Origin of the sequence: Streptomyces sp. NBC_00876 (assembly GCF_045207435.1) — a bacterium.
Taxonomy (GTDB): domain Bacteria; phylum Actinomycetota; class Actinomycetes; order Streptomycetales; family Streptomycetaceae; genus Streptomyces.
Genome location: NZ_CP108800.1, coordinates 7,268,532 through 7,291,096, shown reverse-complemented (window position 1 = coordinate 7,291,096; position 22,565 = coordinate 7,268,532). Strand labels below are relative to the sequence as shown.

Here is a 22,565-nt window from a genome sequence, read left to right as displayed (position 1 = left end):
GTCATCACGGTGTCAACGTTCAAGACCGCGTTTCCTGAAGGATGCTCACTTTCCCCACATCGAGGCCGTGTTCGGCCGCCCCGCTCCTCATTCCCGCCCCTCGCCCCCCGGTCAGACCAGCGCCGGCACCTCGACCGTGAGCGTGGCGGGGCCGCCGTCGGCGGGCGCGTCCAGCACGGCCGGCACGCCGAGGGGAATCGTCAGCGAAGTGGAGCAGTGCCCGAACCCGAGCTCCTCGACGACGGGGACGCCCAGCGGCCCGAGCCGGTCGGCGAGCACGGCCCGCACCTCCTCGTACGGCTCGCAGCCGGCCCAGGACCCGCACGCCACACCGGCGACGCCGTCCAGCGCCCCGGCCCGCAGCAACTGGGTGAGGATGCGGTCGAGCCGGTACGGATCCTCGGCGGTGTCCTCGATGACCAGCAGCCCGCCGCGGGCGTGCGTACGGGCATGCGGCGTGGCGAGGTCGGCGGCCAGCAGACTCACACAGCCGCCGTACGTGACACCCCGCGCCCTCCCCGGCACCATCGCCCGCGCCGTGTCGAGCCCCAGCGTCATCACGGTCTCCGGCTCGAACAGGGTGGACCGCAGGGACTCCTGGGTCGCCGCGTCCTTCAGGAACGCCTCTGTGCCGGCCATGGGGCCGTGCAGGGTGGCGGTCCCGGTCCGCAGCGCGAACGCCTCGTGGAGCACGGTGATGTCGCTGTAGCCGACGAAGACCTTGGGCCCGGCGGCCCGCATCGCCGCCCAGTCGACCAGATCGACCATGCGGTGCGCACCGTATCCGCCGCGGGCGCAGATCACCGCGTCGACGGACGGATCGCACCAGGCGTCCTGGAGATCGCGGGCCCGCATCCCGTCCGCGCCGGCCAGGTAGTCCAGTCGCTGATGCACGTCCAGGACATGCGGCATCGTCACGGGGTCGAGGCCCCAGCCGCGCAGGATGTCCAGGCCGGGCTCCAGGCGTTCGGCGGGCACGGGTCCGCTCGGGGACACGACGGCGATCCTGGCACCCGGGCGCAGCCGGGCGGGACGGTTCAGCGGGGCAAGGGTCACTTCTTGAGCTCCAGCCGCGGCACGTCGGTGCGGTCGATCCCGAACGTCTGGGCGTACAGGGAGAGTTCGGCCTCCAGCGCACTGATCATGGTGTCGGCGCGCCGGAACCCGTGCCCTTCGCCCGGGTAGGTGAGGTACGCGTGCGGGATACCGCGTCCCTCGACAGCGGCCAGGAACCGCTCGCACTGCACGGGCGGGCAGATCGGGTCGTCCTCCCCCTGGAGCAGCAGGAAGGGGGTGGCGAGCCGGCCGGTGCGGCTGACCGGCGAACGTTCGCGGTAGCGCTCGGGGACCTCGGCGAGCGGGCCGACCAGTGACTCCAGGTACCGCGACTCGAAGTCGTGGGTCTCGTCGGTGCCCCAGCCGGTCAGGTCGAGGATGGGGTAGATGATCGTGCCGCAGGCGTAGAGGTCGGTGCCGGTGAGCGAGGCGGCCGTGGTCCAGCCCCCGGCGCTGCCGCCGCGGATGGCGAGCCGCCTGCCGTCGGCCGTGCCTTCGTCGGCGAGCGCCCGGGCGACGGCCTCGCAGTCCTCCACGTCGACGACGCCCCACTGTTCGCGCAGCCGGTTGCGGTAGGCGCGGCCGTATCCGGTGGAGCCGCCGTAGTTGACCTCGGCGACGCCGATGCCGCGCGAGGTGAAGTAGGCGATCTCCAGGTCGAGCACGAGCGAGGCGTGGCCGGTGGGGCCGCCGTGGGCCCACACCACGAAGGGCGGCAGTTCGCCGTCCGGGCCGGTCCGGTCGGGGCTGCGCGGCGGGTAGACCTGGGCATGGATCTCGCGGCCGCCGGGCCCGGTGAAGGTGCGGACGGCGGGCTCGGGGTAGTACGCGGGGTCGACCGCGTCCTTGTGCGGTGCGCCGATGACACGGGTGTGCCCGGTCGCCGTGTCCAGCTCCACGATCTCGTACGCGCTGTGCGGGCTCGCGGCGATGCCGATGACCCGGCTGCCCTGCACGGCGAGCGTCTCGGCCCATTCGGTCCAGGGTCCGGCGATGTCGACGAGGTCACCCGTCTCCGGGTCGAGGATGCCGAGCGTGGTGGAGCCCTTGCCGTGCAGGGTGGCGATCAGCCCGTTCTCCAGCGGGCGGAACCAGTTGAGGCCGATCTTCCACAGCGGTCCGGCGAACTCCTCCTCACCGGGGCGCAGGCCGACGGCGTCCCCGTGCGCATCGGCGCGGTACAGGTTCCACCATCCGCTGCGGTCACTGGCGAACAGCAGCCGCCCGTCGGCGCTCCACCGGACCTGCGGTACGGACTCCTCCGGGCCGCCCGCCACGCTCCGGGCGTCGTGGAACGTGCCGTCCGCGCCGATGTCCGCGAGCATCACCTCGGTGCCGTCCCACGGCATGCGGGGATGGTCCCAGGCGATCCAGGCCGCCTGGCGCCCGTCCGGCGAGACCTCCGGGCCGGTGACGAACCGGTGCCGGTCGTCGGAGAGTTCGCGTACCGCGCGGCGGTCACCGGCCGCCGAACCGTCCAGCGGCACGGCGGCGATCACCCGGCGCAGGTCGGTGGGGCCCGCGCCGGTGAACTCCTCCAGAACGCACCAGACCTCGCCCGCCGCGCCCCGGTCCGGGTGCAGCCGGGGGTCCACCCAGCGCAGTCCGCCGCCGACGGCGGAGACGGGGGTGAGCGGCCATGGTTCGCGGGGCCCGTCCGGCGCGTAGGCGTACAGCCGCTGGTCGTCGAAGTGGACGAAGACGATCAGCGGGCCGCCCTCGGCGCGTTCGGTGCCGTCCCAGGGCCGTCCGCCGTACTCGATGACGCGGCTGCGGGCGTTCCACGGGGCGGGCAGTTCCGCGGTGGTGCCGTCCGCCGACCGCCGGACCAGGGCGCGCCGGCCGGCCTGGGCCGGGCGCGGCTCCGTCCACCACAGCTCGTCGCCGACCGCTCCGACGTACTCCGGGCGGCCGTCGCGGGAGGCGGCCAGCGCGGCGTCGATCGGTGACGGCCAGCTTCCGTAGGCCCCTGTCGATACCATGATCAATTTCCCCCGAACGGTTCAGGCGGTGCGCAGATAGTGGTCCAGGACCCGGACACCGAAGTGCAGTGCCTCGACGGGGACGCGCTCGTCCACGCCGTGGAAGAGGGCCTGGTAGTCGAAGCCGACGGGCAGTTTCAGCGGCGAGAAGCCGTAGCCGGTGATGCCGAGCCGGGAGAACTGCTTGGCATCGGTGCCCCCCGACATGCTGTACGGCACGGCGTGGCCGTCCGGGTCGAAGTGCTCGACGGCGGCGCGGAGCTTGGCGAACGTGGGTGAGTCGACCGGTGCCTGGAGGGGCACCTCGCGGTGGTGGAACTCCCAGTCGACCGACGGGCCGGTCAGCCGGTCCATGGTCGCCCGGAATTCGTCCTCGCCGCCGGGCACCATGCGGCCGTCGATGTACGCGATGGCGTGGCCCGGGATCACGTTGACCTTGTAACCGGCTTCCAGCATCGTCGGGTTGGAGCTGTTGCGGACGGTCGGTGCGACGAGGTCGGCGGCCGGTCCGATCTTGCCGAGGAGTTCGTCCACGTCGAAGCCCGGGGCGTCGAGGTCGGGGTGGATGCCGTGCAGTGCGGCGATCTCGGTGAGCGCGGCGCGGACCGTCGGGGTGAGGCGTACCGGCCATTCGTGCTCGCCGATCCGGGCGACGGCCGCGGCCAGCGCACTGACCGCGTTCGCGTGGTTGACCTTGGAGCCGTGCCCCGCCTTGCCGTGGGCGGTGAGCTTGAGCCATCCGGTGCCGCGCTCGCCCGCCGCGATGGGGTAGAGCGGCAGGTTCGGTCCGGCGTGGAAGGTGAAGGCGCCCGACTCGCTGATGCCTTCCGTGCACCCTTCGAAGAGTGCGGCGTGCCGGTCGGCGAGGAATCCTGAGCCGTCGTCGGCGCTGGCCTCCTCGTCGGCGGTGTACGCGATCACGATGTCGCGGCGGGGCCGGATGCCGGCCCTGGCCCAGAACCGGACGACGGCGAGGACCATCGCGTCCATGTTCTTCATGTCGATGGCGCCGCGGCCCCAGACGACTCCGTCGCGCACCTCGCCGGAGAAGGGGTGCACGGTCCAGTCGTCGGCCTCGGCCGGCACCACGTCCAGGTGGCCGTGGACCAGGAGCGCGTCGGCGGACGGGTCGGTGCCCGCGATCCTGGCCACCACATTGGTACGCCCGGGGGTGCGCTCCAGCAGCGTGGGTTCGAGCCCGGCGGCGGCCAGCCGTTCGGCGACGTACTCGGCGGCGGGGCGTTCGCGGCAGTCGCCGCCACCGCGGTTGGTGGTGTCGATGCGGATCAGTTCGGAGGTGAACGTCACCGATTCGTCGAGCGCGAGGCGGTCGACGCTGTCCTTCGGGGTGGTCGCCTCAGCCATACTGTTCCTCCACGGCGGACGACACGATGGTCGTCACCGCCTTGAACGTGCGGATACCTTCGTACATCGTCGCGCTGGTGTAGGAGACACGCCTCTCGCCGCTGGGCGCCACCCCGGGCACGACGGTGGCCGCGGCGGCCAGGTGCTCGGCGTCGAACTCCAGCTCCACGGTGAACGGGCCGCCGTCGACGGGCGTGTACCGGCCGGCCAGGCCGGCCGCGTCCTTGGCCGCCGCACGGATGTCGGCGGCGGTACGGGCCGGAGTGCGGCAGACCGCGGCGTAGCGCGACACGTAGTCCTTGACGGCGACCTTCCGGGCCTCGGGGGCGTACCCCTGGGCGTCCACACAGGTGAGATCGTCCCCGGTGACGAGGACGACGGGCACGCCGTACTCCGCGGCCACATGGGCGTTGAGCAGTCCCTCACTGGCCCGTACCCCGTTCAGCCAGACCCCGGTGATGGAGTTGGCCAGATACGTATGGGCGAGTACACCCTCTGTACCGGCGCCCGTGTGGTAACCGACGAAGGCGATGGCGTCGACGTCTCCGTGCTGGATGCCCTCGACCATGCTGAGCGACTTGTGCTTGCCGGTGAGCATCTGGACGCGGTCGTCCAGCTGCTCGAGGAGCAGGTTGCGCATGGTCCAGTGGGCCTCGTTGATGAGCACCTCGTCGGCGCCCCCGTCGTAGAAGCCGAGGGCGGCGGCGTTGACGTCGGAGGTGAACAGGGAGCGGCACCGCTCCCATTGCGGTGTACCGGGCAGCACATCGGCCGGCCAGGTCACACCGGTGGCGCCTTCCATGTCGGCGCTGACGAGGATCTTCATGCGGCCACACGGTACGCGTCGCAGAACGCGCAGGCCAGAGCTGCCGGGACCTCCAGAGGTCCAATCCAATGAAGGCCCCCGTACGGGTCAGCCACCGATGTGGTCGCCCGTCTCGCCGTCGGTGCGCTCGCGCAGCAGGTCCGCGTGTCCGTTGTGCCGGGCGTACTCCTGGATCATGGCCAGGTAGACCCAGCGCAGGCTGCAGACCCTGCCCCCTCGCGCCGTCGTGAAGGTCTCGTCGAGGGTGCGTCCCACGACGGCCGCGTCCGCCGCCGCGACCTCGGCCCGGTAGGCGGCGAAGTCGTGTGCGGCACGGGCCGGGTCGGCGCCCTCGAGCCCCTCGTCCCCGTCGTTCGGCCCCGTGAACACGTCGCCGAGGGGCTCGCCCGCGAAGCTCCGCCGGAACCACCAGCGCTCGATTTCCGCCATGTGGCGGACCAGGCCGAGCAGGCTGAGCCCGGAGGGTTCGGCAGCGGTGCGGGCCAGCTGCTCCTGGCCGAGTCCGGCGCACTTGATCAGGAGCGTCTCGCGGTGCCACTGCAACCAGCCCGCCAGCATGGTCCGCTCGTCCGCGGTGCCGAGTGCGAGTTGCAGGTCTCCGGCGGTCGTACGGGTGAGGGCAGGCGCTGTCCATGTCATGGAGGCCATCCTCACAGGAGCCACTTGCTCCGCATCAGCGAGCCATGGGCCCCGGCCCTCTGGGAATGGGGGATTCGCGCCCACGGAAAGGCCGGCGCCCCCGTCGTTCGCGGGGGCGCCGGCCGTTCATCGTTCAGCGGCGCCTGGCGCCCTTCAACAGCTTCTCGATCCTGGCGAGTTCCTTGTCGCTGAACTCCAGGTTGCGGACCGCCTCGACGCTGTTCTCCAGCTGGGCGACGCTGCTCGCGCCGACCACGGCGGAGGTGACCCGGCCGCCTCGCAGCACCCAGGCCAGCGCCAGCTGGGCCAGTGACTGGCCGCGCCCGGAGGCCAGCTTGTCCAGTTCCCGCAGGCTCGCGACCAGCTCGGGGGTGACCGCCTCGGCCGACAGGAAGGGGCTGCTTCCGGCGGCGCGGGAGCCCTCCGGGATGCCGTGCAGGTAGCGGTCCGAGAGGATGCCCTGCTCCAGCGGTGAGTAGGCGATGGAGCCGGCACCCAGCTCGTCCAGGGCCGTGAGCAGGCCGTCCTCGACCCAGCGGTCCAGCATCGAATACCGCGGCTGGTGGATGAGCAGCGGGGTGCCGAGGTCCTTCAGGATCCGGGCGGCCTCCCGGGTCTGCTCGGCCGAGTAGTTGGAGATGCCGACGTAGAGCGCCTTGCCCTGCTGCACCGCTGAGTGGAGCGCGCCCATCGTCTCCTCGAGCGGGGTCTCCGGGTCCGGGCGGTGGGAGTAGAAGATGTCGACGTAGTCGAGGCCGAGGCGGGTCAGGCTCCGGTCCAGCGAGGAGAGCAGGTTCTTGCGCGATCCCCACTCCCCGTACGGGCCGTCCCACATCAGATATCCGGCCTTGGTGGAGACGATGATCTCGTCGCGGTGCCGGGCGAAGTCCGTCCCCAGCGCGCGGCCCATCGCCGTCTCGGCGGACCCGGGCGGCGGGCCATAGTTGTTGGCCAGGTCGAAGTGGGTGATGCCGAGGTCGAACGCCCGGCGGAGGATCTGTCCCTGGGCCTCCGGTGTCCGGTCACCGCCGAAGTTGTGCCACAGACCGAGCGAGAGGGCCGGAAGCTTCAGGCCGCTGCGTCCGGTGCGCCGGTAGGGCATGTCCTGGTAGCGGTCGGCGGACGGGATGTACATGCGGGGCTCCACGGGAGAGATCGTTCCGGTTCACGGGGGCGGGCGGTGTGTGCGCTGTCGCCCGGGCGAGGTGCGGGTCCAGGCTCGCTCACAACGATCCAGCAGTCCAACAGGAGATTCCGCTGGGATTCAGCACCTATATTTCTCAATCATGGAGTTGCGCCAGCTGGAACATTTCGTCGCGGTCGCCCACGAGCAGCATTTCACCCGGGCCGCCGAGCGCGTCGCCGTGTCGCAGTCCGGTCTCTCGGCCTCCGTCCGGGCGCTGGAGCAGGAACTGCGGACCCCCCTGTTCAGCCGGACCACCCGCAGTGTGCGGCTGACCGAGGCCGGGCGCGCCCTGCTGGTGGAGGCCGAACGCACCCTGGCCGGCGCCCGGGCGGCGAAGGACGCCGTCGATGCCGTACGGGGGCTGCTGCGCGGCACCCTGTCGGTGGGCGTCGAGCAGTGCGTGGCCGGGGTGAGCCCGCCGCGGCTGCTCGCCGCCTTCCACCGCGCGCACCCGCAGATGGAGATCCGGCTCCGCCAGGAGGGCACGACGAACCTGCTGGACGGAGTGGCCGGGGGACGGCTCGACATCGCCTTCGCCGCCACGGTCAGCCCGGTGGAGTGGCGCGGCGAGCTGGTCCCGCTGGCCCGTGAACCGATGGTCCTGCTGTGCGCCCCGGGCCACCGGCTGGCCGCCGCGGAGCGGGCCGGCTGGGACGAGCTGCGCGGCGAGCCGTTCATCGACTTCCATCCGGACTTCGGTCCGCGCCGCGCGGCTGACGAGGCGTTCACGGCCGCTCGGGTGCGCCGCACGGTGGCTCTGGAGGTCAATGACGTACACAGCCTGCTGGAGCTGGTGCACGAGGGGCTCGGCATCGCGGTCGTACCGCACCACTTCTCCCGCAAGCCCGAGGCCCGCGGTCTGGTGGCCGTACGGCTCGAAGGAGCGGACCAGCCGTACTACGAGAGCGTCATGGTGCTGCCGGACGCCCGGGCCATGAGTCCGGGAGCGCGGGCGCTCATGGCCCTGGTACGGGAGGGGACAGGGCACTAGGGCGCCTCGTCGCGGCCGCTGCTCTTGCCCCTCCCCCGGCCCCGGACGGGTCTCCCCGTCCGGGGCCGGGGTGCGCCGGGGTCAGCGGGCGGCCAGCACGAACCACCTGGCCGGCAGATCGATCCGCGTTCCGTCGGGCAGCGTCTCGGTCTGCGGGAGCGCCGTGTCACCGCTGTCCAGGATGGCCAGCCCGGCCGCCCGGAGCAGATCGGGCACCTCCTCGTCGGTGGCGCCCGCCGGTTTCAGCCCGTGGTCGTAGACCCGGCGCAGCTTCACCGGCGGCCCGTCCGGCCCCTGCGACGCCTGTTGCAGCACGGCCTTGGAGGCAGGGGTCAGTTCGGCGACGAATCCCCGTCCCCGCTCCCCCAGCAGCGTCGCCACGGCCTCGGCCACCGCCGGCCTGGCCTCGGGCTCGCTCTGGTGGATCACCGCCCGCATATAGACGTTGGCGTCGCCGACCCGTTCGTGCAGGGCGCGCACCGCGTCCCCATCCACCAGGTCGAGCTGGGCGTACTCGGCGATACCCTCGGGGTCCGCCCGCCGGGCGTGGCCGATCGCGGAGGGCGAGAGGTCCACGCCGATCGCGCGGGCGAACCGGGTGGCGAGGTAGCGGGTCTGCGTGCCGTTCCCGCAGCCGAGGTCGACGACGGGCAGCGAGGCGTCGGCGTACGGCAGGAGCAGCTCGCTGTGCGGTACGGCGCTCAGCGACGGCTCGGCGTCCCAGATCGCCTCGCCGGGCGCGTCCGAGGTGGCCGACCAGAACCCTTCCCACGCCTCACGGTACTGCTGTGACACCGCCATGTGTACTCCCAAGTCCCGTTGTGCAGGCTGCCTGTTCACAGCAAGGGCTACTGCCTCCGGTGGTCCGGGGCAAGGGGGCGCACGACGTGGGCCGCTGTGGGGGGCGGCCGGGTCACCAGCCGTTCGGCCGGGAGCGCGGGGTGCGGGAGAGCGCGAGCTCGAACCACACGGTCTTGCCGCGTGCCGTGGTGCTCGTGCCCCACTCCCGGGCCAGGCTGCTCACCACCACGAGCCCGCGGCCGAACTCGTCGTGGGCGGTGACACCCAGGAGCGCGGCGGGGGCGGGCTCGTCGTCGCTGACCTCGCAGAGCAGGGCGTCGGTGCGGACCAGCCGGAACCCGATGTGATGGGTGCGTCCGTGCTTCACCGCGTTGGTGACGAGCTCGCTGACCATCAGCTCGGCCGCCTCCACCGCGTGCGGAAGGTCCCAGTCGAGCAGCCTTCCCCGGACCAGCCGACGGGCCCGGGAGACCTCGCGCGGATCCAGGGCGAGCTGCCACTCGGCGACGTCACCGTCCGGAATCCCGTTGAGCCTGGCCATCAGCAGGGCGACGTCGTCCTTGCGGCCGTCGCTGGGGTTCAGTGCGCGGATGATCGTGTCGCAGGCGTCGTCCATCGACGCGGCGGGATGGGCCGCGGAGGCGCAGAGCGCGGCGAGACCCGCCCCGATGTCCTGGCCGCGCACCTCGACCAGACCGTCGGTGCACAGCACCAGGCGGTCACCGGTGCGCACCCGCACGGTCGCGGTCTCGAAGGCGACCCCGCCGACACCGATCGGCGCACCGGTCGGCAGTTCGAGCAGCTCGGCCCGGCCGTCCTCGGCCCGGACCAGCACCGGTGGGATGTGCCCGGCGTTGGCGATCTGGAGCTCGGAGCGGATCGGGTCGTAGACCGCGTACAGGCAGGTCGCCAGGTACTGCTCGCCCAGGCGCTGGGCGAGGTCGTCGAGGTTGCGCAGCAACTGGGCGGGCGGCATCTCCATGGTGGCCATCGTCAGCACGGCGGTACGTAACTGGCCCATCATCGCCGCCGAGTTGAGCCCGTGGCCCATCACGTCGCCGACGACGAGAGCGGTCCGGGAGCCGGGGAGCTTCACCGAGTCGAACCAGTCGCCGCCGACCCTGCCGAGCCGGGCGCCGGGCAGATAGCGGGTGGCGATGTCGCAGCCCGCCATGCGGGGTTCGATCTGGGGCAGCATGCTGTCCTGGAGCGTCTCGGCGACGTTCTCCTGGTACGTGTACATGCGGGCGTTGTCCAGGACGAGCCCGGCACGGGCGGCGAGTTCGGCGCCGGTGGTGCGGTCCATGTCGTCGAAGGGCTCGCGGCCGGGGCGGCGCATCAGGACCATGAAGCCGAGCACCACGTCGCGGGCCTTGAGCGGCACGATGAGCAGCGAGCGGTGGGTGATCAGGGGGCGCAGGTCGCGCTTCTCGAACTCGCCCGAGATCCGGTTGCTCAACTCCTCAGTGACGTAAGGGACGATGACGGGTTCGCCGGTGACCATGCACTGGAAGAACGGGGTGTGCTCGGGGAAGGCGATGGACTCGCCGACGGGCACGGTGTCGTCCCAGCGGCCGGGTTCGTCGTTGTGCTCGACCCAGACGCGGTGCCAGATCGTGGTGACGTCGGGCGGTCCGTCCGGGAATCCCTCACCGGCCAGGACCGCGGCGCGCAGATGCGTTCCCGCGAAGTCGCTGAACCGGGGTACTGCGGCGCTGGTGACCTCGCGGATGGTGCGTTCCAGGTCGAGGGAGGTGCCGATACGGCCGCTGACCTCGTTGAGGAACTCCAGCCGTTCGCGGACGGCCGCGTACTCGAGGTCGAGTTCGGGGCGGGGCACGGTGCGCGGGGCCGGTACGCCCTGCACGGTGTGCCGCGGACCCTTGGACGTACGGTGCCCGGTGCACCTGGGCACGCCCCAGTCCGGGGTCACCGGGATCCGGTCGTGGTGGCTGAACTCCAGTACGGGATAGCCGAGTTCAAGGACCTGGGAGACGATCCCGGTGGCTTCCCGGACGCTCATGCTGGGCAGGATCTCGGGCAGCCGCCCGGCCAGTTCGCGGTAGCCGGGGAAGTCGGTGTGCAGGGCGAATCCGGGTGCGATCGTCTCGGTGTCCGGGGACTCGCCCGGCCCGCCGCCCCGCAGTTGCGCGCAGTCCGCGGCGAGCACGAGCAGCCGCTCCGGGCCGGGACCCACCAGCGGGTAGGCCCACCACAGCACATCGATCCGGCCGCGGCCGGGTTCGTCCATCCGGGCCCGGCCCGCCGCCGGATAGGCGACGGCCCCGCTGAGGGAGCTGTCGAGCCCGGGGCCGGACTCGGCGTACGCCCCGTCCGGCATTTGGTCACCGGATTCCCGTAACGCCCCGGCGACGGGCAGGAGTTCACCGGCGGGGCAGCCGACAGCGTCCTGCCGCGAGACACCGAAGAGCTTTCTCGCCCCGGACGACCAGTGCGAGACGAGTCCGTCCGCGTCGACGACGACCACGGCGAGCGGCACGCGGCCCGCCCCGGTGTCACGTGGCTGTGGTGTCCTGTGCGGCGGCACACCGAGATCCATGGGTGGAAGGCTCCTTCCCCACCGCAAGGTTCAGCGGTGCGTGACTTCACGGTACGGCTCCGCGTCCGTCGCCCGCCGGTCATCGGCCCAATCACCCCCGTGGGTGGTGCGCCCCGCGCACTCCGGGGCGCACCACCGGGCCGGAAGGGGCCTGCCGGGCCGCTCAGTCCTCGTGGCCCAGCTGGAGGTCCCGTTCTGTGCGGCCACCGCCCGCGACCTGCAAGACGGTGGCCACCGGCGGGTATCCGGCGGCGATCACGGTGTACTCGCCGGTGGACAGGTCGACGAACCGGAAGGCCCCGTCGGGGCCGGTGGTCAGCGTGTCGACCACATTGCCTGCCGCGTCCAGGAGCGTGACCCGGGCGTCCTCGACGGGCCGGCCGCCGCTCGCCCGGACGATGCCGCGCAGCACGGCGCCGCCGGCCAGTTCGATGTCCTGCCGGGTCTCCCTGGCCGCCTGCACGCTGACCGGCAGGGCGGCGGGCCGGAAAGCGGGGGCGGAGGCGGCGAGGGTGTACTCCCCCGCGACCAGTTCCGCGATCACGTACCCGCCCTCGCGGCCGCTGCGGGTGGAGGCGACGACCTCTCCGCGTACGTCGGTCAGGGTGACGGCCGCGTCCCGCACGGGTAGCCCGTCCGCCGTCACGACGGTCCCGGCCAGCCGGCCCGCGCCGCCGAGCACCACGTCGAGTTCCACGGGCCGTTCGCCCACGGTGACGCTGACGGCCTGCGGCTGATGGCCCCCGGCGGCGGCGATGAGGACGTACGAGCCGGCGCCGGGCACGCTGAGCGCGTACCGCCCCTCGTCCCCACTGGCACCCCGGCCCACCTGCTGCCCCTGGACGTCGATGAGGGTGAGGGCGGCACGCGGGACCTTCGTGCCGTCGGGGTGCTGGACGCTGCCGCTGACCGGCACGCCGGAGAGGTACCCGGCGGAATGGCCGCCCGCAACGGTACGGGCGGAGGGGATCGACGCGGGATCGGCCGCGGTCTCGGGGCTGTTGTGGGACACCAGTGGTTTCTCCTTGAGGAAGAAGGCGAGGAACAGGCCGAGCACGAGGACCGGCACGAGGTAGAGGAAGATCCGGGGCATCGCGTCGGCGTACGCCTGGATGTAGGCGTCGCGCAGCGCGGGCTCCATCGCATGGACCAGCTGCGGTGTGATCGATTCGGGGTCGGGCAGACCGGCTCCGGACGGCAGCCGTACGGCGAGCGCGTCGGCCAGCCGTCCGGCGAAGAGCGTGCCGAACACGGCGGCGCCGACGCTGCCGCCGATCTGCCGGAAGTAGTTGTTGGCACTGGTCGCGGTGCCCAGGTCGGCGGGGCGCACGGAGTTCTGCACGGCGAGCACCAGCACCGGCATGATCAGCCCGATCCCGAGGCCGAGAACCGCCTGCGCGATGCTGTACTCGATGCGCGGTGTGTCGGTCTCCAGCCGGGACAGCAGCCACATGCCCACCGCCGAGACCGCGCTGCCGGCGATCGGGTAGACGCGGTAGCGCCCGGTGCGGGAGATCAGCTGCCCGGAGACGACGGACGCGCCGACGATGCCGCCCATCATGGGAAGCATCAGCAGCCCGGACTCGGTCGCGGTGGCCCCGTCGACCATCTGCAGAAAGGTCGGCAGATAGCTGGCGGCGCCGAACAGCGCGACGCCGACGACGGCGCCGACGAGCGCGGTGACGTTGAAGATCGAGTCGCGGAACAGCCGCAGCGGAATGATCGGTTCGGGCGCGCGGTGCTCGACGGCGACGAACAGCAGAGTCGTTCCGGCAGCTCCGGCGGCCAGCCCCAGAATCGTGCGCGAGCCCCAGGCGTACTCCGTGCCGCCCCAACTGGTCAGCAGCACCAGACAGGTGGAGGCGGCGGCCAGCAGCACGGCGCCCAGGATGTCGAGCCTGGGCCGGACCGTGGGCTTGGGGAGCTTCAGCACGACGGTGATGACGGCGAGGGTGACCAGGCCGAACGGAATGTTGATGTAGAAGCACCACCGCCACGAGGCGTGATCGGTGAAGAATCCGCCGAGCAGCGGGCCCGCGACGGAGGCGAGTCCGAAGGCCGCTCCGATGAGCCCCATGTACCGGCCGCGCTCCCGGGGCGGTACGACGTCCGCGATGATCGCCTGGACACCGATCATCAGCCCGCCGCCGCCGACGCCCTGGATGGCCCGGAAGGCGATCAGCTGGTCCATCGTGCGCGACCAGCCGGCCAGGGCGGATCCGATGACGAAGACGACGATCGCGAACTGGAAGACGCCCTTGCGCCCGAAGAGGTCACCGAGCTTGCCGTAGACGGGCAGTCCGATGGTCGAGGCGAGCAGATAGGCGGTGACCGCCCAGGACATCTTCTCCAGGCCGTGCAGCTCACCGACGATCTTCGGGAGCGCGGTGGCGACGATCATCTGATCGAGCGCCGCGAGCAGGAGCGTGAGCATCAGCCCGACGAAGACCAGCCGGATCCGGTGGGGATCCGTCGCCCCGTCGGCGGGCGGGGCCCCGGCGGCGGATTCCGTCGCGGCCGGCGGCGACGGGGGCGCGGCGGCCGCGGTCACCGCTTCGGCGCTCCCCGCACCGCCCGGCTCGTCCTCCACCAGAGTGATCCCACCCACCACGTGCCGCTCCCCTCGTCGCACTGCCGCCGCCCATTTCTCGCATTGCGCGATAAGTGAGGGCAAACGCGACGGGGGGCGCTGACGGCGCACTCAGGGGGCTTATCCCCCGGTGGGAGCCACTACGGCGCACAACCGACCGACCGGAAAGACCACCCGAACCGGTGAGGCCGGGAAGGGGGTCCGGGAGCTACTTCTCCACCTCGGTGGCGAGGTTCTGCAGCAGTTCGTCGTAGATGCGCCCAAGTCCCTTGGGGGCGAAGGTCCTCTCGAAGAATCCGCCGATGCCGCCGGCGCCGTTCCACACGGTCGAGACGACGGCCTTGGACTTCCCCTCACCGGCCGGGGTGACGGTCCAGGTCGTGACCATCGTGGAGTTGCGGTCCTTCTCCACGAGCTGCCCGTCGGTCGGCTCGGCGACCTCCAGCAGGCAGTCGCGTACGCGCTTGCTGGTGGCCTGCAGCTTCCAGTGGACGAGGGTGCCCTCGCCGTCGCCGCCCTCCCGCACCTCGTACTCGCTGAACTGACCGGGCAGCACCTTGCCCCGGACGTCCTTGTAGTCGGCCAGCGCGTCGAACACCGCCTCCGCGTCCGCCGCGATGATCCGCTCTGTCGTGGCCTCGACCTGCGCCATGGCTGTTCCTCCAGCACTCGGTTGTTCGGGGTGTGCTGAGCCAATCACCTCGGCAGCCCGGCTCAAAATCCGGTCGGGGACGAAGGGGAGAAAACGATCAAGGGAACAAGTGTTCTATTCTCGGTGCAGTGCTACCGAGGAGGCGTCCATGCGCTGGGACAATCTGGCCGACAACCCCACCAAGACCACCGAACCAGGGCCGAGCGCGCTCTTCGCCGCGGAGGCGGTGACGATTCGCACCTTCGACACTCCCGAATTCCGGGGCATCACCTTCCACGAGATCCGGGCCCGCTCGATCGTGAACCGGGTGCCCGGGGCGTCCCGGATGCCGTTCGAATGGACCGTCAATCCGTACCGCGGCTGTTCGCATGCCTGCGTCTACTGCTTCGCCCGCAAGACCCACAGCTATCTGGACCTCGACACCGGTCTCGGCTTCGACTCGCAGATCGTCGTCAAGGTCAACGCCCCGGAACTGGTGCGCCGCGAGATCTCCTCGCCGCGCTGGCACGGCGCGCACATCGCGATGGGCACCAACGTCGACTGCTACCAGAGGGCGGAGGGCCGCTACCGCCTGATGCCCGGCATCCTCGCGGCCCTGCGAGATCACGCGAACCCCTTCTCGATCCTCACCAAGGGCACCCTGATCCTGCGCGACCTGGAGCTGCTGCGGCAGGCCGCCGAGGTCACCGAGGTCGGCGTCTCGGTCTCCGTGGGCTTCACCGACCCCGAACTGTGGCGGACCGTGGAGCCCGGCACCCCCTCCCCCGAGCGGCGCCTCGACGTCGTGCGCACCCTCGGCGAGCACGGCATCGGCTGCGGGGTGCTGATGGCGCCCGTCATCCCGTACCTCGGCGACCGGCCGGAGCAACTGCGGGACACGGTCCGCGCGGTCGCCGCCGCCGGCGCGACCTCGGTGACCCCGCTCGTCCTCCATCTGCGCCCCGGCGCCCGCGAGTGGTTCATGGAGTGGCTCGGCCGGCACCACCCGCATCTGGTGCGGCGTTACGAGCGGCTGTACGCGGACGGCGCGTACGCCCCCACCTGGTACCAGCGCCGCATCACCCGGTACGTGCACGAACTGGCGGCCGAGTACGGCATCGGCCCCTCGCACCACGGAGCACCCCGCGGATTCCCCGAGCGCGGCAAGGAGCGGACCCCGCCGCCCGGTTCCGGTCCCACTCAGCTGACCCTGCTCTGACCCAGGCAGCGCCACCCCGGGGGCAAACGGGTCATCTCTCACCAGAACAGGTCCTTCCGGCTCCGAATGCGGGGAGCATGCGGCGGGGGCCGCCTCACGCGCGGCCGTGTTCCCCCACCACGGGAGGCCATATGACGAACCGTTCAGGAATCCTGTTCGCCGTCGGGGCGACGGTCGCCGGTCTGGTGACCGCCGCGCCGTCCCCGGCGAGCGCAGACAGCGGAGCACCGCGCGCCGCGTCGCTCAAGTGGACCGACTGCGGCACCCAGTCGTCCCCGACGCTCCAGTGCGCGACAGTGCGCTCCCCCCTCGACCACGACGACCCGTCGGGCCGCAAGATCACCCTCGCCCTGACCCGGGTCCCGCACACGGCGAAGACCTTTCAGGGGCCGCTGCTGGTCAATCCGGGCGGCCCCGGCGGCAGCGGTCTGTCGATGGCCGGTTTCGTCGCCGCCTCACTGCCGAAGGCGGTGGCCGCCCAGTACGACGTGATCGGGTTCGACCCGCGGGGCGTCGGAAGGAGCCGGCCCGCGCTGGACTGCGTACCGAAGTACTTCGATCCGGTACGGCCGGACCCGGTGCCGCACTCCGTCCAGGACGAACAGGCCAACCGCAACCGCGCCCGCGACTTCGCGGCCGCCTGCGGCAACAAGTACCCCGACCTGCTCCCGTTCATGGACACGGTCAGCGCGGCCGAGGACCTCGACGTGATCCGGAACGCGACCGGCTCACGGCAGCTCAACTACTTCGGGTACTCCTACGGCACCTACCTGGGCGCGGTGTACGCGAAGCTCTTCCCGGACCGCGTCCGGCGCCTGGTCCTCGACTCGAACGTCGACCCGAACGGCGTCTGGTACGACGACAACCTCGACCAGGACTACGCCTTCGACGCGCGTCAGAAGGCGTTCGCCGCCTGGGTGGCGAAGTACGACAGCACGTACAAGCTGGGCAGCGACCCGGCGAAGGTCGAGGCGGCCTGGTACCGGATGCGGGACGCGGTCAAGAAGCATCCCGCGGGCATGAAGGTCGGCGCGGGCGAGCTCGACGACACGTTCCTGCCCGGCGGCTACTACAACGGCTACTGGCCCACGCTGGCCGGGGCGTTCTCCGCCTATGTGAACGACAAGAACGACGCCGCCCTGGTCAAGGCGTACGAGCGCTTCGGCGCGGTCGACGCGGAGGGCGACAACGGGTACTCGGTCTACTCGGCCGTGCAGTGCCGCGACGCCCAGTGGCCGCGCGACTGGAACGTCTGGCGCAATGACAGCTGGCGGGTCTACGACAAGGCACCCTTCCTGACCTGGGGCAACACCTGGTACAACGCGCCGTGCGCCGACTGGCCGGTGGAGCCGTTGAACCCGGTACGGGTCTCCAACCACGACCTGCCGCCGGTGCTGCTCTTCCAGGCCACCGACGACGCGGCCACGCCGTACGAGGGCGGGCTCGCCCTGCACCGCGCGCTCGACGACTCGAGCCTGGTCGTCGAGGAGGGCGGCGGCAACCACGGCGTCACCCTGAGCGGCAACGCCTGCCTGGACCGGTATCTGGCGGACTACCTGGCCAAGGGCACGGTGCCGCGCGCGAAGGGCGGCGACGTGGACGCGGTCTGCGCGAAGACCCCCGACCCGAAGCCGGTCGCGGCCAAGTCCGCACGGCCCATGTCCCGCACGGAGGAGACGAACGGCCAGGGCGGCACGCTGCACGGCCTGCTCGGCTTCCGGGGCTGACGGGGCGGCGTTCCCGTACGCACAAACAGCACGTACAGACCCTACGTACGAACCCCACGTACGAACCCCACGTACGAACCCCACGTACGAATCCCACGTACGGACCGCGCTCAGCCCGCCGGCAGCCGGCTGAGCGCGGTCTGTGCCGCGTCGCCCAGTCTCGGGTGCGGCAGTGCGGCCTCCAGGACCGGGCGGGCCTGCGCGTCGCCGAGCTGCCCCAGGCCCTCGACGCAGGCCAGCGCGACCCGCCAGTGCGGTTCCTCCGGTCCCAGCAGCCGGGACAGGGTGCTCACGAGGGCGGGTACGGACTCCGGGGCCCGCAGTTCGGTGAGCAGGCGGACCGGGTGCAGGGCGTAGGCGGTGCGCAGGGAGTTGGTGGCGAGTGCCGCCGCCGCGCGGGGTGTGCGCGGGTCGCCGAGGCGGGCCAGGGCGTGGGCGGCGCCGACGCAGCGTTCGGGGTCGCGGTGGTTGAGCAGCAGCACCAGGGGTTCGAAGGCGCGGCGGTCGCCGCCGCAGCCCAGCCGGAACGCGGCGATCTCGCGCGCCCACAGCGGGCGTTCGCGCTCGATGAGCACCTGGGCCAGTTCCTCGTCGTCATCGGTGGCGATCAGTCTGCGGTACGCCGCCGACTCCCCCGCCTCGTCCGCCAGCCGGTGCGTCAGCGACCGGTACTCCTCATCCATGACCGTCAGCGTATCGGTGGCCACACAGCGTGCCGGCGGGGGTGCCGGATGTGAGGGGGGCCACAACAATCGGGGGCTGGCGCGCTCATTACCCGTCGGTTAACCTCATGTGAGCGGGACACTCCCCCCGCCGGCTCCGGTGGCCTGGTGACGCAGCCACCCGGAGTGTTTGTCGGTTCGGCAGCTTTGCGAGACGTGACTCCGGGACAGAGTCCGTCGCCCTTTCCCGGTCCCGGCGTGCGCTTCGCTCCCGGGGCCCGAGCACCACGACAGGCAATTCCCGCACGCCGTGCGCCGGCCGGGCCCTTCGCCCCTCTCATCGGCCGCGCGCCAGGTTGCGTCCCTCAGTCGTCACTCATCCCTGGAGTCCCGTGATGGACACCCATTTCAGCACCATTGCCGTCGTCGGCCTCGGCACGATGGGCACCGGCATCGCCGAGGTCCTGACCCGTGCCGGCCGCGAGGTCATAGGAATCGATGTCAGCGAGGCCGCCGCACGCCAGGCCGTCGCCTCCCTCGAGGCCTCCACCGCCCGCGCCGTGGAGCGCGAGCGGATCACCGAGGAGGAGCGGCGTGACGTCCTCGCCCGTTTCCGTACCTTCTCCGACCTCCAGGCCGCGGCCGACGCGGAACTGGTCATCGAGGTCGTGCCCGAGACGTACGAGATCAAGCAGCAGGTCTTCCGCGAGCTCGACGCCGTCGTCTCCCCCACCACGGTCCTCGCGACGGGCACCAACGCCCTGTCGGTGACCCGGCTCGCCGCGGAGTCGCGGCACCCGGAGCGCGTCCTCGGCCTGCACTTCTTCAACCCGGCACCGGCGATGAAGCTGGTCGAGGTGGTCTCCTCGGTGCTGACCGCGCCGCCGGCCGTCGAGGCCGTCACCGCGCTCGCCCGGCAGCTGGGCAAGGAGCCGGTCGCGGTCGGCGACCGGCCGGGCTTCGTCGCCGACGGCCTGCTGTTCGGCTACCTCAACCAGGCCGCCGCCATGTACGAGGCGAACTACGCCTCCCGCGAGGACATCGACGCGGCGATGAAGCTGGGCTGCGGGCTGCCGATGGGCCCGCTCGCCCTGCTGGACCTGATCGGCATCGACACCGCCCGCACCGTCCTGGAAGCGATGTACTCCGCCTCGCACGACCGGCTGCACGCCCCGGCGCCCGTTCTCGGCCAGCTGAGCGCGGCCGGGCTGACCGGCCGCAAGACGGGCCGCGGCTTCTACACGTACGCGGAGCCGGGCAGCCAGACCGTGGTGCCGGACGCGCTGACGCCGGCGCAGGACTCCGGGTCCGGTGCCGGGCGCACCGTGCGGTCGGTCGGGGTCGCGGGCTCCGGGACGATGGCTTCGGGGATCGCCGAGGTCTTCGCGAAGGCCGGCTACGACGTGGTGCTGGCCGGGCGCGGCCAGGAGAAGGCGGACACCGCCAAGGGCCGGATCGCGAAGTCGCTGGAGCGGTCGGTCACCAAGGGGCGGCTGACGGCCGAGGCGCGGGACGAGACCCTGGGCCGGATCACCGCCGCTGGGTCGCTGGACGCGTTCGCCGAGGTGGACCTGGCCGTGGAGGCGGTCGCCGAGGACCTGGCGGTCAAGCAGCAGCTGTTCGCGACCCTGGACAAGGTGTGCAGGCCGGGCGCGGTGCTCGCCACCACCACCTCCTCGCTGCCCGTCGTGTCGATCGCCCGCGCCACCGCGCGGCCCGAGGACGTCATCGGGATGCACTTCTTCAATCCGGCGCCGGCGATGAAGCTGGTCGAGGTCGTCCGCACCGTGCTCACCGCCGACGATGTGCACGCCACCGTCCGCGAGGTCTGCGCGAAGGTGCGCAAGCACCCGGTGGACTGCGGGGACCGGGCCGGCTTCATCGTGAACGCGCTGCTGTTCCCGTACCTGAACAACGCGATCAAGATGGTCGAGGAGCACTACGCGACGCTCGACGACATCGACGCCGCGATGAAGCTGGGCGGCGGCTACCCGATGGGCCCCTTCGAGCTCCTGGACGTCGTCGGCCTCGATGTCTCGCTCGCCATCGAGAAGGTGCTGCACAGCGAGTTCCGTGACCCGGGTCTCGCCCCCGCGCCGCTCCTCGAGCACCTGGTGGCCGCCGGCTGCCTCGGCCGCAAGACGGGGCGCGGCTTCCGCGAATATGCCCGCCGCTGAGCCGGGAGCCGGGTGGGGCGGGCTGCTCGGTCCTCCGGGCGGCCCGCCCCCACAGGCGCGCTCTCCTGCACCGATGCAGTACGTTCACACCATGTCCCAGCCCGCCAGGTCCCCCCGTGTGTCCGCCGCGCCCGACGTCCCGGAAACAGCCGCAGGCACGCGTGCCGCCGCCCAGCGGCTGAAAATGCGCCGCGAACTGGCGGCCGCGGCGATGGAGCTCTTCGCCACGAAGGGGTACGAGGCCACGACGGTCGACGAGATCGCGGGCGCCGCGGGCGTCGCCCGGCGGACCTTCTTCCGGCACTTCCGGTCCAAGGAAGAGGCCATCTTCCCGGACCACGACGACACGCTCGTACGGGCCGAGGCGGTCCTCAACGCCGCCCCCGCGCACGAGCACCCGCTCGACACCGTCTGCCGGGGCATCAAGGAAGTCATGCGGATGTACGCGGCGAAGCCCGCGGTCTCCGTGGCCCGCTACAAGCTGACCCGTGAGGTGCCCACCCTGCGGGAGGCCGAGATCGCCTCGGTGGCCCGCTACGAGCGGCTGTTCACGCGCTATCTGCTGGGCCACTTCGACGAGCGCGACCACCATGTCGGCAATGACGACCCGCTACTGGCGGAGGTGGCGGCGTCCGCCGTCGTCACCGCGCACAACCATGTGCTGCGCCGCTGGCTGCGGGCGGACGGCCAGGGCGATGTGGAGGCGCAGCTCGACCACGCGTTCGCCATCGTCCGCGACACCTTCGGGACGGGGATCGGCGCCGGCCGCACCGCCGGGACCGAGCCGGCGAAGCCACCGGCCGCCTCGGTGAGCGCCGAGGGCGAGGTGCTGGTGGCCGTGGCGCGTACGGACGCCCCGCTGGACGAAGTGATGCGAACGATCCAGCAGGCGCTCAAGGAGCGCTGAGCGGGGCCGCACGGAAACCTGGTTGCCGGGGCCGCGCCCCGGTGCTGTGGTGTGCGGATGAATGACCGATCGAGTTCGCAGCGCGCATCGCTCCTGGCCGTCTTCGACCGGGAGATGCGCGAGCATGCCCGCCCCGACGGCCCCGGGGTCCGCGTCGAACGCACCGGGGACGTCGTACGTCAGGTGGGCGCGGCCCATGACTGGAACGCGGTCGTCTGGTCGTCCCCGGACCTCGACGCCGTTCGGGCGGACGCGGCGATCGCCGCGCAGGTGGCCCACTGCGCGGCGTCCGGGTACCACGAGTTCGAGTGGAAGCTGTACGCGCACGACCGGCCCGCCGACCTCGGGGCGAGGCTGCTGGCGGCCGGGTTCGAGGCGCAGGACCCGGAGACCCTGCTGGTCGCGCCGGTCGCGGAGCTGCCCACGGCGGTCGAGCTCCCCGCGGGCGTCCGGCTGCGCACCGTGCGTGACGAGGCCGATGTGGAGCTGATGGCGCGGGCCCATGAGCAGGCGTTCGGCTCGGACTGGTCCCGGCTGCGGCATCAGGTGCTGGCCCGGCTGAACGAGGATCCGGACCACTTCGTGGGCGTGCTGGCCATGGCGGGCGACGAGCCGGTGAGCTCGGCCCGGATGGAGCTGTACCCCGGTACGGGCTTCGCCGGGCTGTGGGGCGGTGGCACGGTGGAGGCCTGGCGGGGCAGGGGCGTCTACCGGGCGCTGATCGCCTTCCGGGCGGGGATCGCCGCCGAGCGCGGCTACCGGTATCTCCACGTCGACGCCACCGAGGACAGCCGCCCGATCCTCCAGCGGCTGGGGTTCACGGCTCTGGGCACGACGACCCCGTACGTCTACCGCCCCACGACTTCCTGACCCCGGCAGACACCGAGGACAGGACACAAGACAGGACAGGACACACAGCACCAAAACGACCGCCGTGTTGCTCATGCGTGGCACTCGACTGACAATTGAGGGAAATTGCTGGCACCGAGTGCCTTGTCAGCTGTCACAGCGTGCCATACGTTGAAGTCGTCCGGGCGGCCGGCGTGCAGAGACCTCACGTACGCCGGCTGTCCCCGCAAGCCAGGTGCCTGCGCGCCCGGACGCCTGCGTCACAGGCAACCCCTTCTGCTCCACAGAGCAAGCAGCCGAAGCACCACCGCCGAACCGACGGCACACCTCCACATCCCGTCACCCCTGTTCTCAGGGACCCCTTGAGCGTTCCCTCAAACGCCCGCACCGCCGGAGG

Annotated in this window: 17 protein-coding genes; 6 read left to right on the top strand and 11 right to left on the bottom strand. The window is 71.8% G+C overall.

The genetic code is table 11. The features are described from left to right. Positions 1 to 111: 111 nt before the first annotated feature. From OG782_RS31940 to OG782_RS31915, 6 genes are all read right to left on the bottom strand, one after another. The gene (locus OG782_RS31940; RefSeq protein ID WP_406456934.1) at positions 112 to 1,056 is read right to left on the bottom strand and encodes an LD-carboxypeptidase; all 945 of its coding nucleotides are present in this window, start codon (positions 1,054 to 1,056) and stop codon (positions 112 to 114) included. After that, positions 1,053 to 3,038: a prolyl oligopeptidase family serine peptidase gene (locus OG782_RS31935; protein WP_406456932.1), complete on the bottom strand. Its 1,986-nt coding sequence runs from the start codon at positions 3,036 to 3,038 to the stop codon at positions 1,053 to 1,055. Before OG782_RS31935 ends, OG782_RS31940 begins: the two co-directional genes overlap by 4 nt. A 21-nt stretch (positions 3,039 to 3,059) precedes the next feature. Further along, the gene (locus OG782_RS31930; RefSeq protein WP_406456930.1) at positions 3,060 to 4,403 is read right to left on the bottom strand and encodes a M20/M25/M40 family metallo-hydrolase; all 1,344 of its coding nucleotides are present in this window, start codon (positions 4,401 to 4,403) and stop codon (positions 3,060 to 3,062) included. Then, the gene (locus OG782_RS31925; protein WP_406456928.1) at positions 4,396 to 5,229 is read right to left on the bottom strand and encodes a M55 family metallopeptidase; all 834 of its coding nucleotides are present in this window, start codon (positions 5,227 to 5,229) and stop codon (positions 4,396 to 4,398) included. Before OG782_RS31925 ends, OG782_RS31930 begins: the two co-directional genes overlap by 8 nt. Before the next feature lie 87 nt (positions 5,230 to 5,316). Continuing rightward, positions 5,317 to 5,868 carry a DinB family protein gene (locus OG782_RS31920; RefSeq protein WP_406456926.1) on the bottom strand — a complete coding sequence of 184 codons (552 nt, stop codon included), beginning with the start codon at positions 5,866 to 5,868 and terminating at the stop codon, positions 5,317 to 5,319. Between the two features lie 133 nt (positions 5,869 to 6,001). Beyond that, the gene (locus OG782_RS31915; RefSeq protein WP_406459382.1) at positions 6,002 to 7,003 is read right to left on the bottom strand and encodes an aldo/keto reductase; all 1,002 of its coding nucleotides are present in this window, start codon (positions 7,001 to 7,003) and stop codon (positions 6,002 to 6,004) included. 151 nt (positions 7,004 to 7,154) lie between these two features. Between OG782_RS31915 and OG782_RS31910 the strand changes: the two genes are divergently transcribed. Further along, positions 7,155 to 8,045: a LysR family transcriptional regulator gene (locus OG782_RS31910; RefSeq protein WP_406456924.1), complete on the top strand. Its 891-nt coding sequence runs from the start codon at positions 7,155 to 7,157 to the stop codon at positions 8,043 to 8,045. Positions 8,046 to 8,126: 81 nt separating this feature from the next. Here the strand turns inward: OG782_RS31910 and OG782_RS31905 are convergent, their stop codons facing one another. From OG782_RS31905 to OG782_RS31890, 4 genes are all read right to left on the bottom strand, one after another. Next, positions 8,127 to 8,846, bottom strand: coding sequence for a class I SAM-dependent methyltransferase (locus tag OG782_RS31905; protein WP_406456922.1), 720 nt, complete (start codon positions 8,844 to 8,846; stop codon positions 8,127 to 8,129). Positions 8,847 to 8,958: 112 nt separating this feature from the next. Continuing rightward, on the bottom strand, positions 8,959 to 11,406 hold the full coding sequence (locus OG782_RS31900; RefSeq protein WP_406456920.1) for a SpoIIE family protein phosphatase: 2,448 nt from the start codon (positions 11,404 to 11,406) through the stop codon (positions 8,959 to 8,961). A gap of 163 nt (positions 11,407 to 11,569) precedes the next feature. After that, complete coding sequence (locus tag OG782_RS31895; RefSeq protein WP_406456918.1) at positions 11,570 to 14,017, bottom strand: MFS transporter; 2,448 nt, start codon at positions 14,015 to 14,017, stop codon at positions 11,570 to 11,572. A gap of 187 nt (positions 14,018 to 14,204) precedes the next feature. Continuing rightward, entirely contained in the window at positions 14,205 to 14,648 is a 444-nt protein-coding gene (locus tag OG782_RS31890; protein ID WP_406456916.1) for an SRPBCC family protein, read from the bottom strand. Positions 14,649 to 14,796: 148 nt separating this feature from the next. On the opposite strand from OG782_RS31890, the gene OG782_RS31885 reads away from it, so the two are divergent. Continuing rightward, on the top strand, positions 14,797 to 15,846 hold the full coding sequence (locus OG782_RS31885) for an Rv2578c family radical SAM protein (protein ID WP_406456914.1): 1,050 nt from the start codon (positions 14,797 to 14,799) through the stop codon (positions 15,844 to 15,846). Between the two features lie 131 nt (positions 15,847 to 15,977). Then, positions 15,978 to 17,573 (top strand): alpha/beta hydrolase, encoded by a 1,596-nt coding sequence (locus OG782_RS31880; RefSeq protein ID WP_406456912.1) that lies wholly within the window; start codon positions 15,978 to 15,980, stop codon positions 17,571 to 17,573. A 110-nt stretch (positions 17,574 to 17,683) separates the two neighbouring features. Here OG782_RS31880 and OG782_RS31875 read toward each other — a convergent pair whose 3' ends face one another. After that, on the bottom strand, positions 17,684 to 18,256 hold the full coding sequence (locus tag OG782_RS31875) for an adenylosuccinate lyase (protein WP_406456910.1): 573 nt from the start codon (positions 18,254 to 18,256) through the stop codon (positions 17,684 to 17,686). 374 nt (positions 18,257 to 18,630) lie between these two features. Here OG782_RS31875 and OG782_RS31870 point away from each other — a divergent pair, with 374 nt between their 5' ends. The 3 genes from OG782_RS31870 (at position 18,631) to OG782_RS31860 (ending at position 22,189) form a co-directional block, all read left to right on the top strand. Next, on the top strand, positions 18,631 to 20,412 hold the full coding sequence (locus OG782_RS31870; RefSeq protein WP_406456908.1) for a 3-hydroxyacyl-CoA dehydrogenase family protein: 1,782 nt from the start codon (positions 18,631 to 18,633) through the stop codon (positions 20,410 to 20,412). 91 nt (positions 20,413 to 20,503) lie between these two features. Then, positions 20,504 to 21,319 carry a TetR family transcriptional regulator gene (locus OG782_RS31865; protein WP_406456906.1) on the top strand — a complete coding sequence of 272 codons (816 nt, stop codon included), beginning with the start codon at positions 20,504 to 20,506 and terminating at the stop codon, positions 21,317 to 21,319. Between the two features lie 57 nt (positions 21,320 to 21,376). After that, the gene (locus OG782_RS31860) at positions 21,377 to 22,189 is read left to right on the top strand and encodes a GNAT family N-acetyltransferase (RefSeq protein ID WP_406456904.1); all 813 of its coding nucleotides are present in this window, start codon (positions 21,377 to 21,379) and stop codon (positions 22,187 to 22,189) included. Positions 22,190 to 22,565 lie beyond the last annotated feature (376 nt).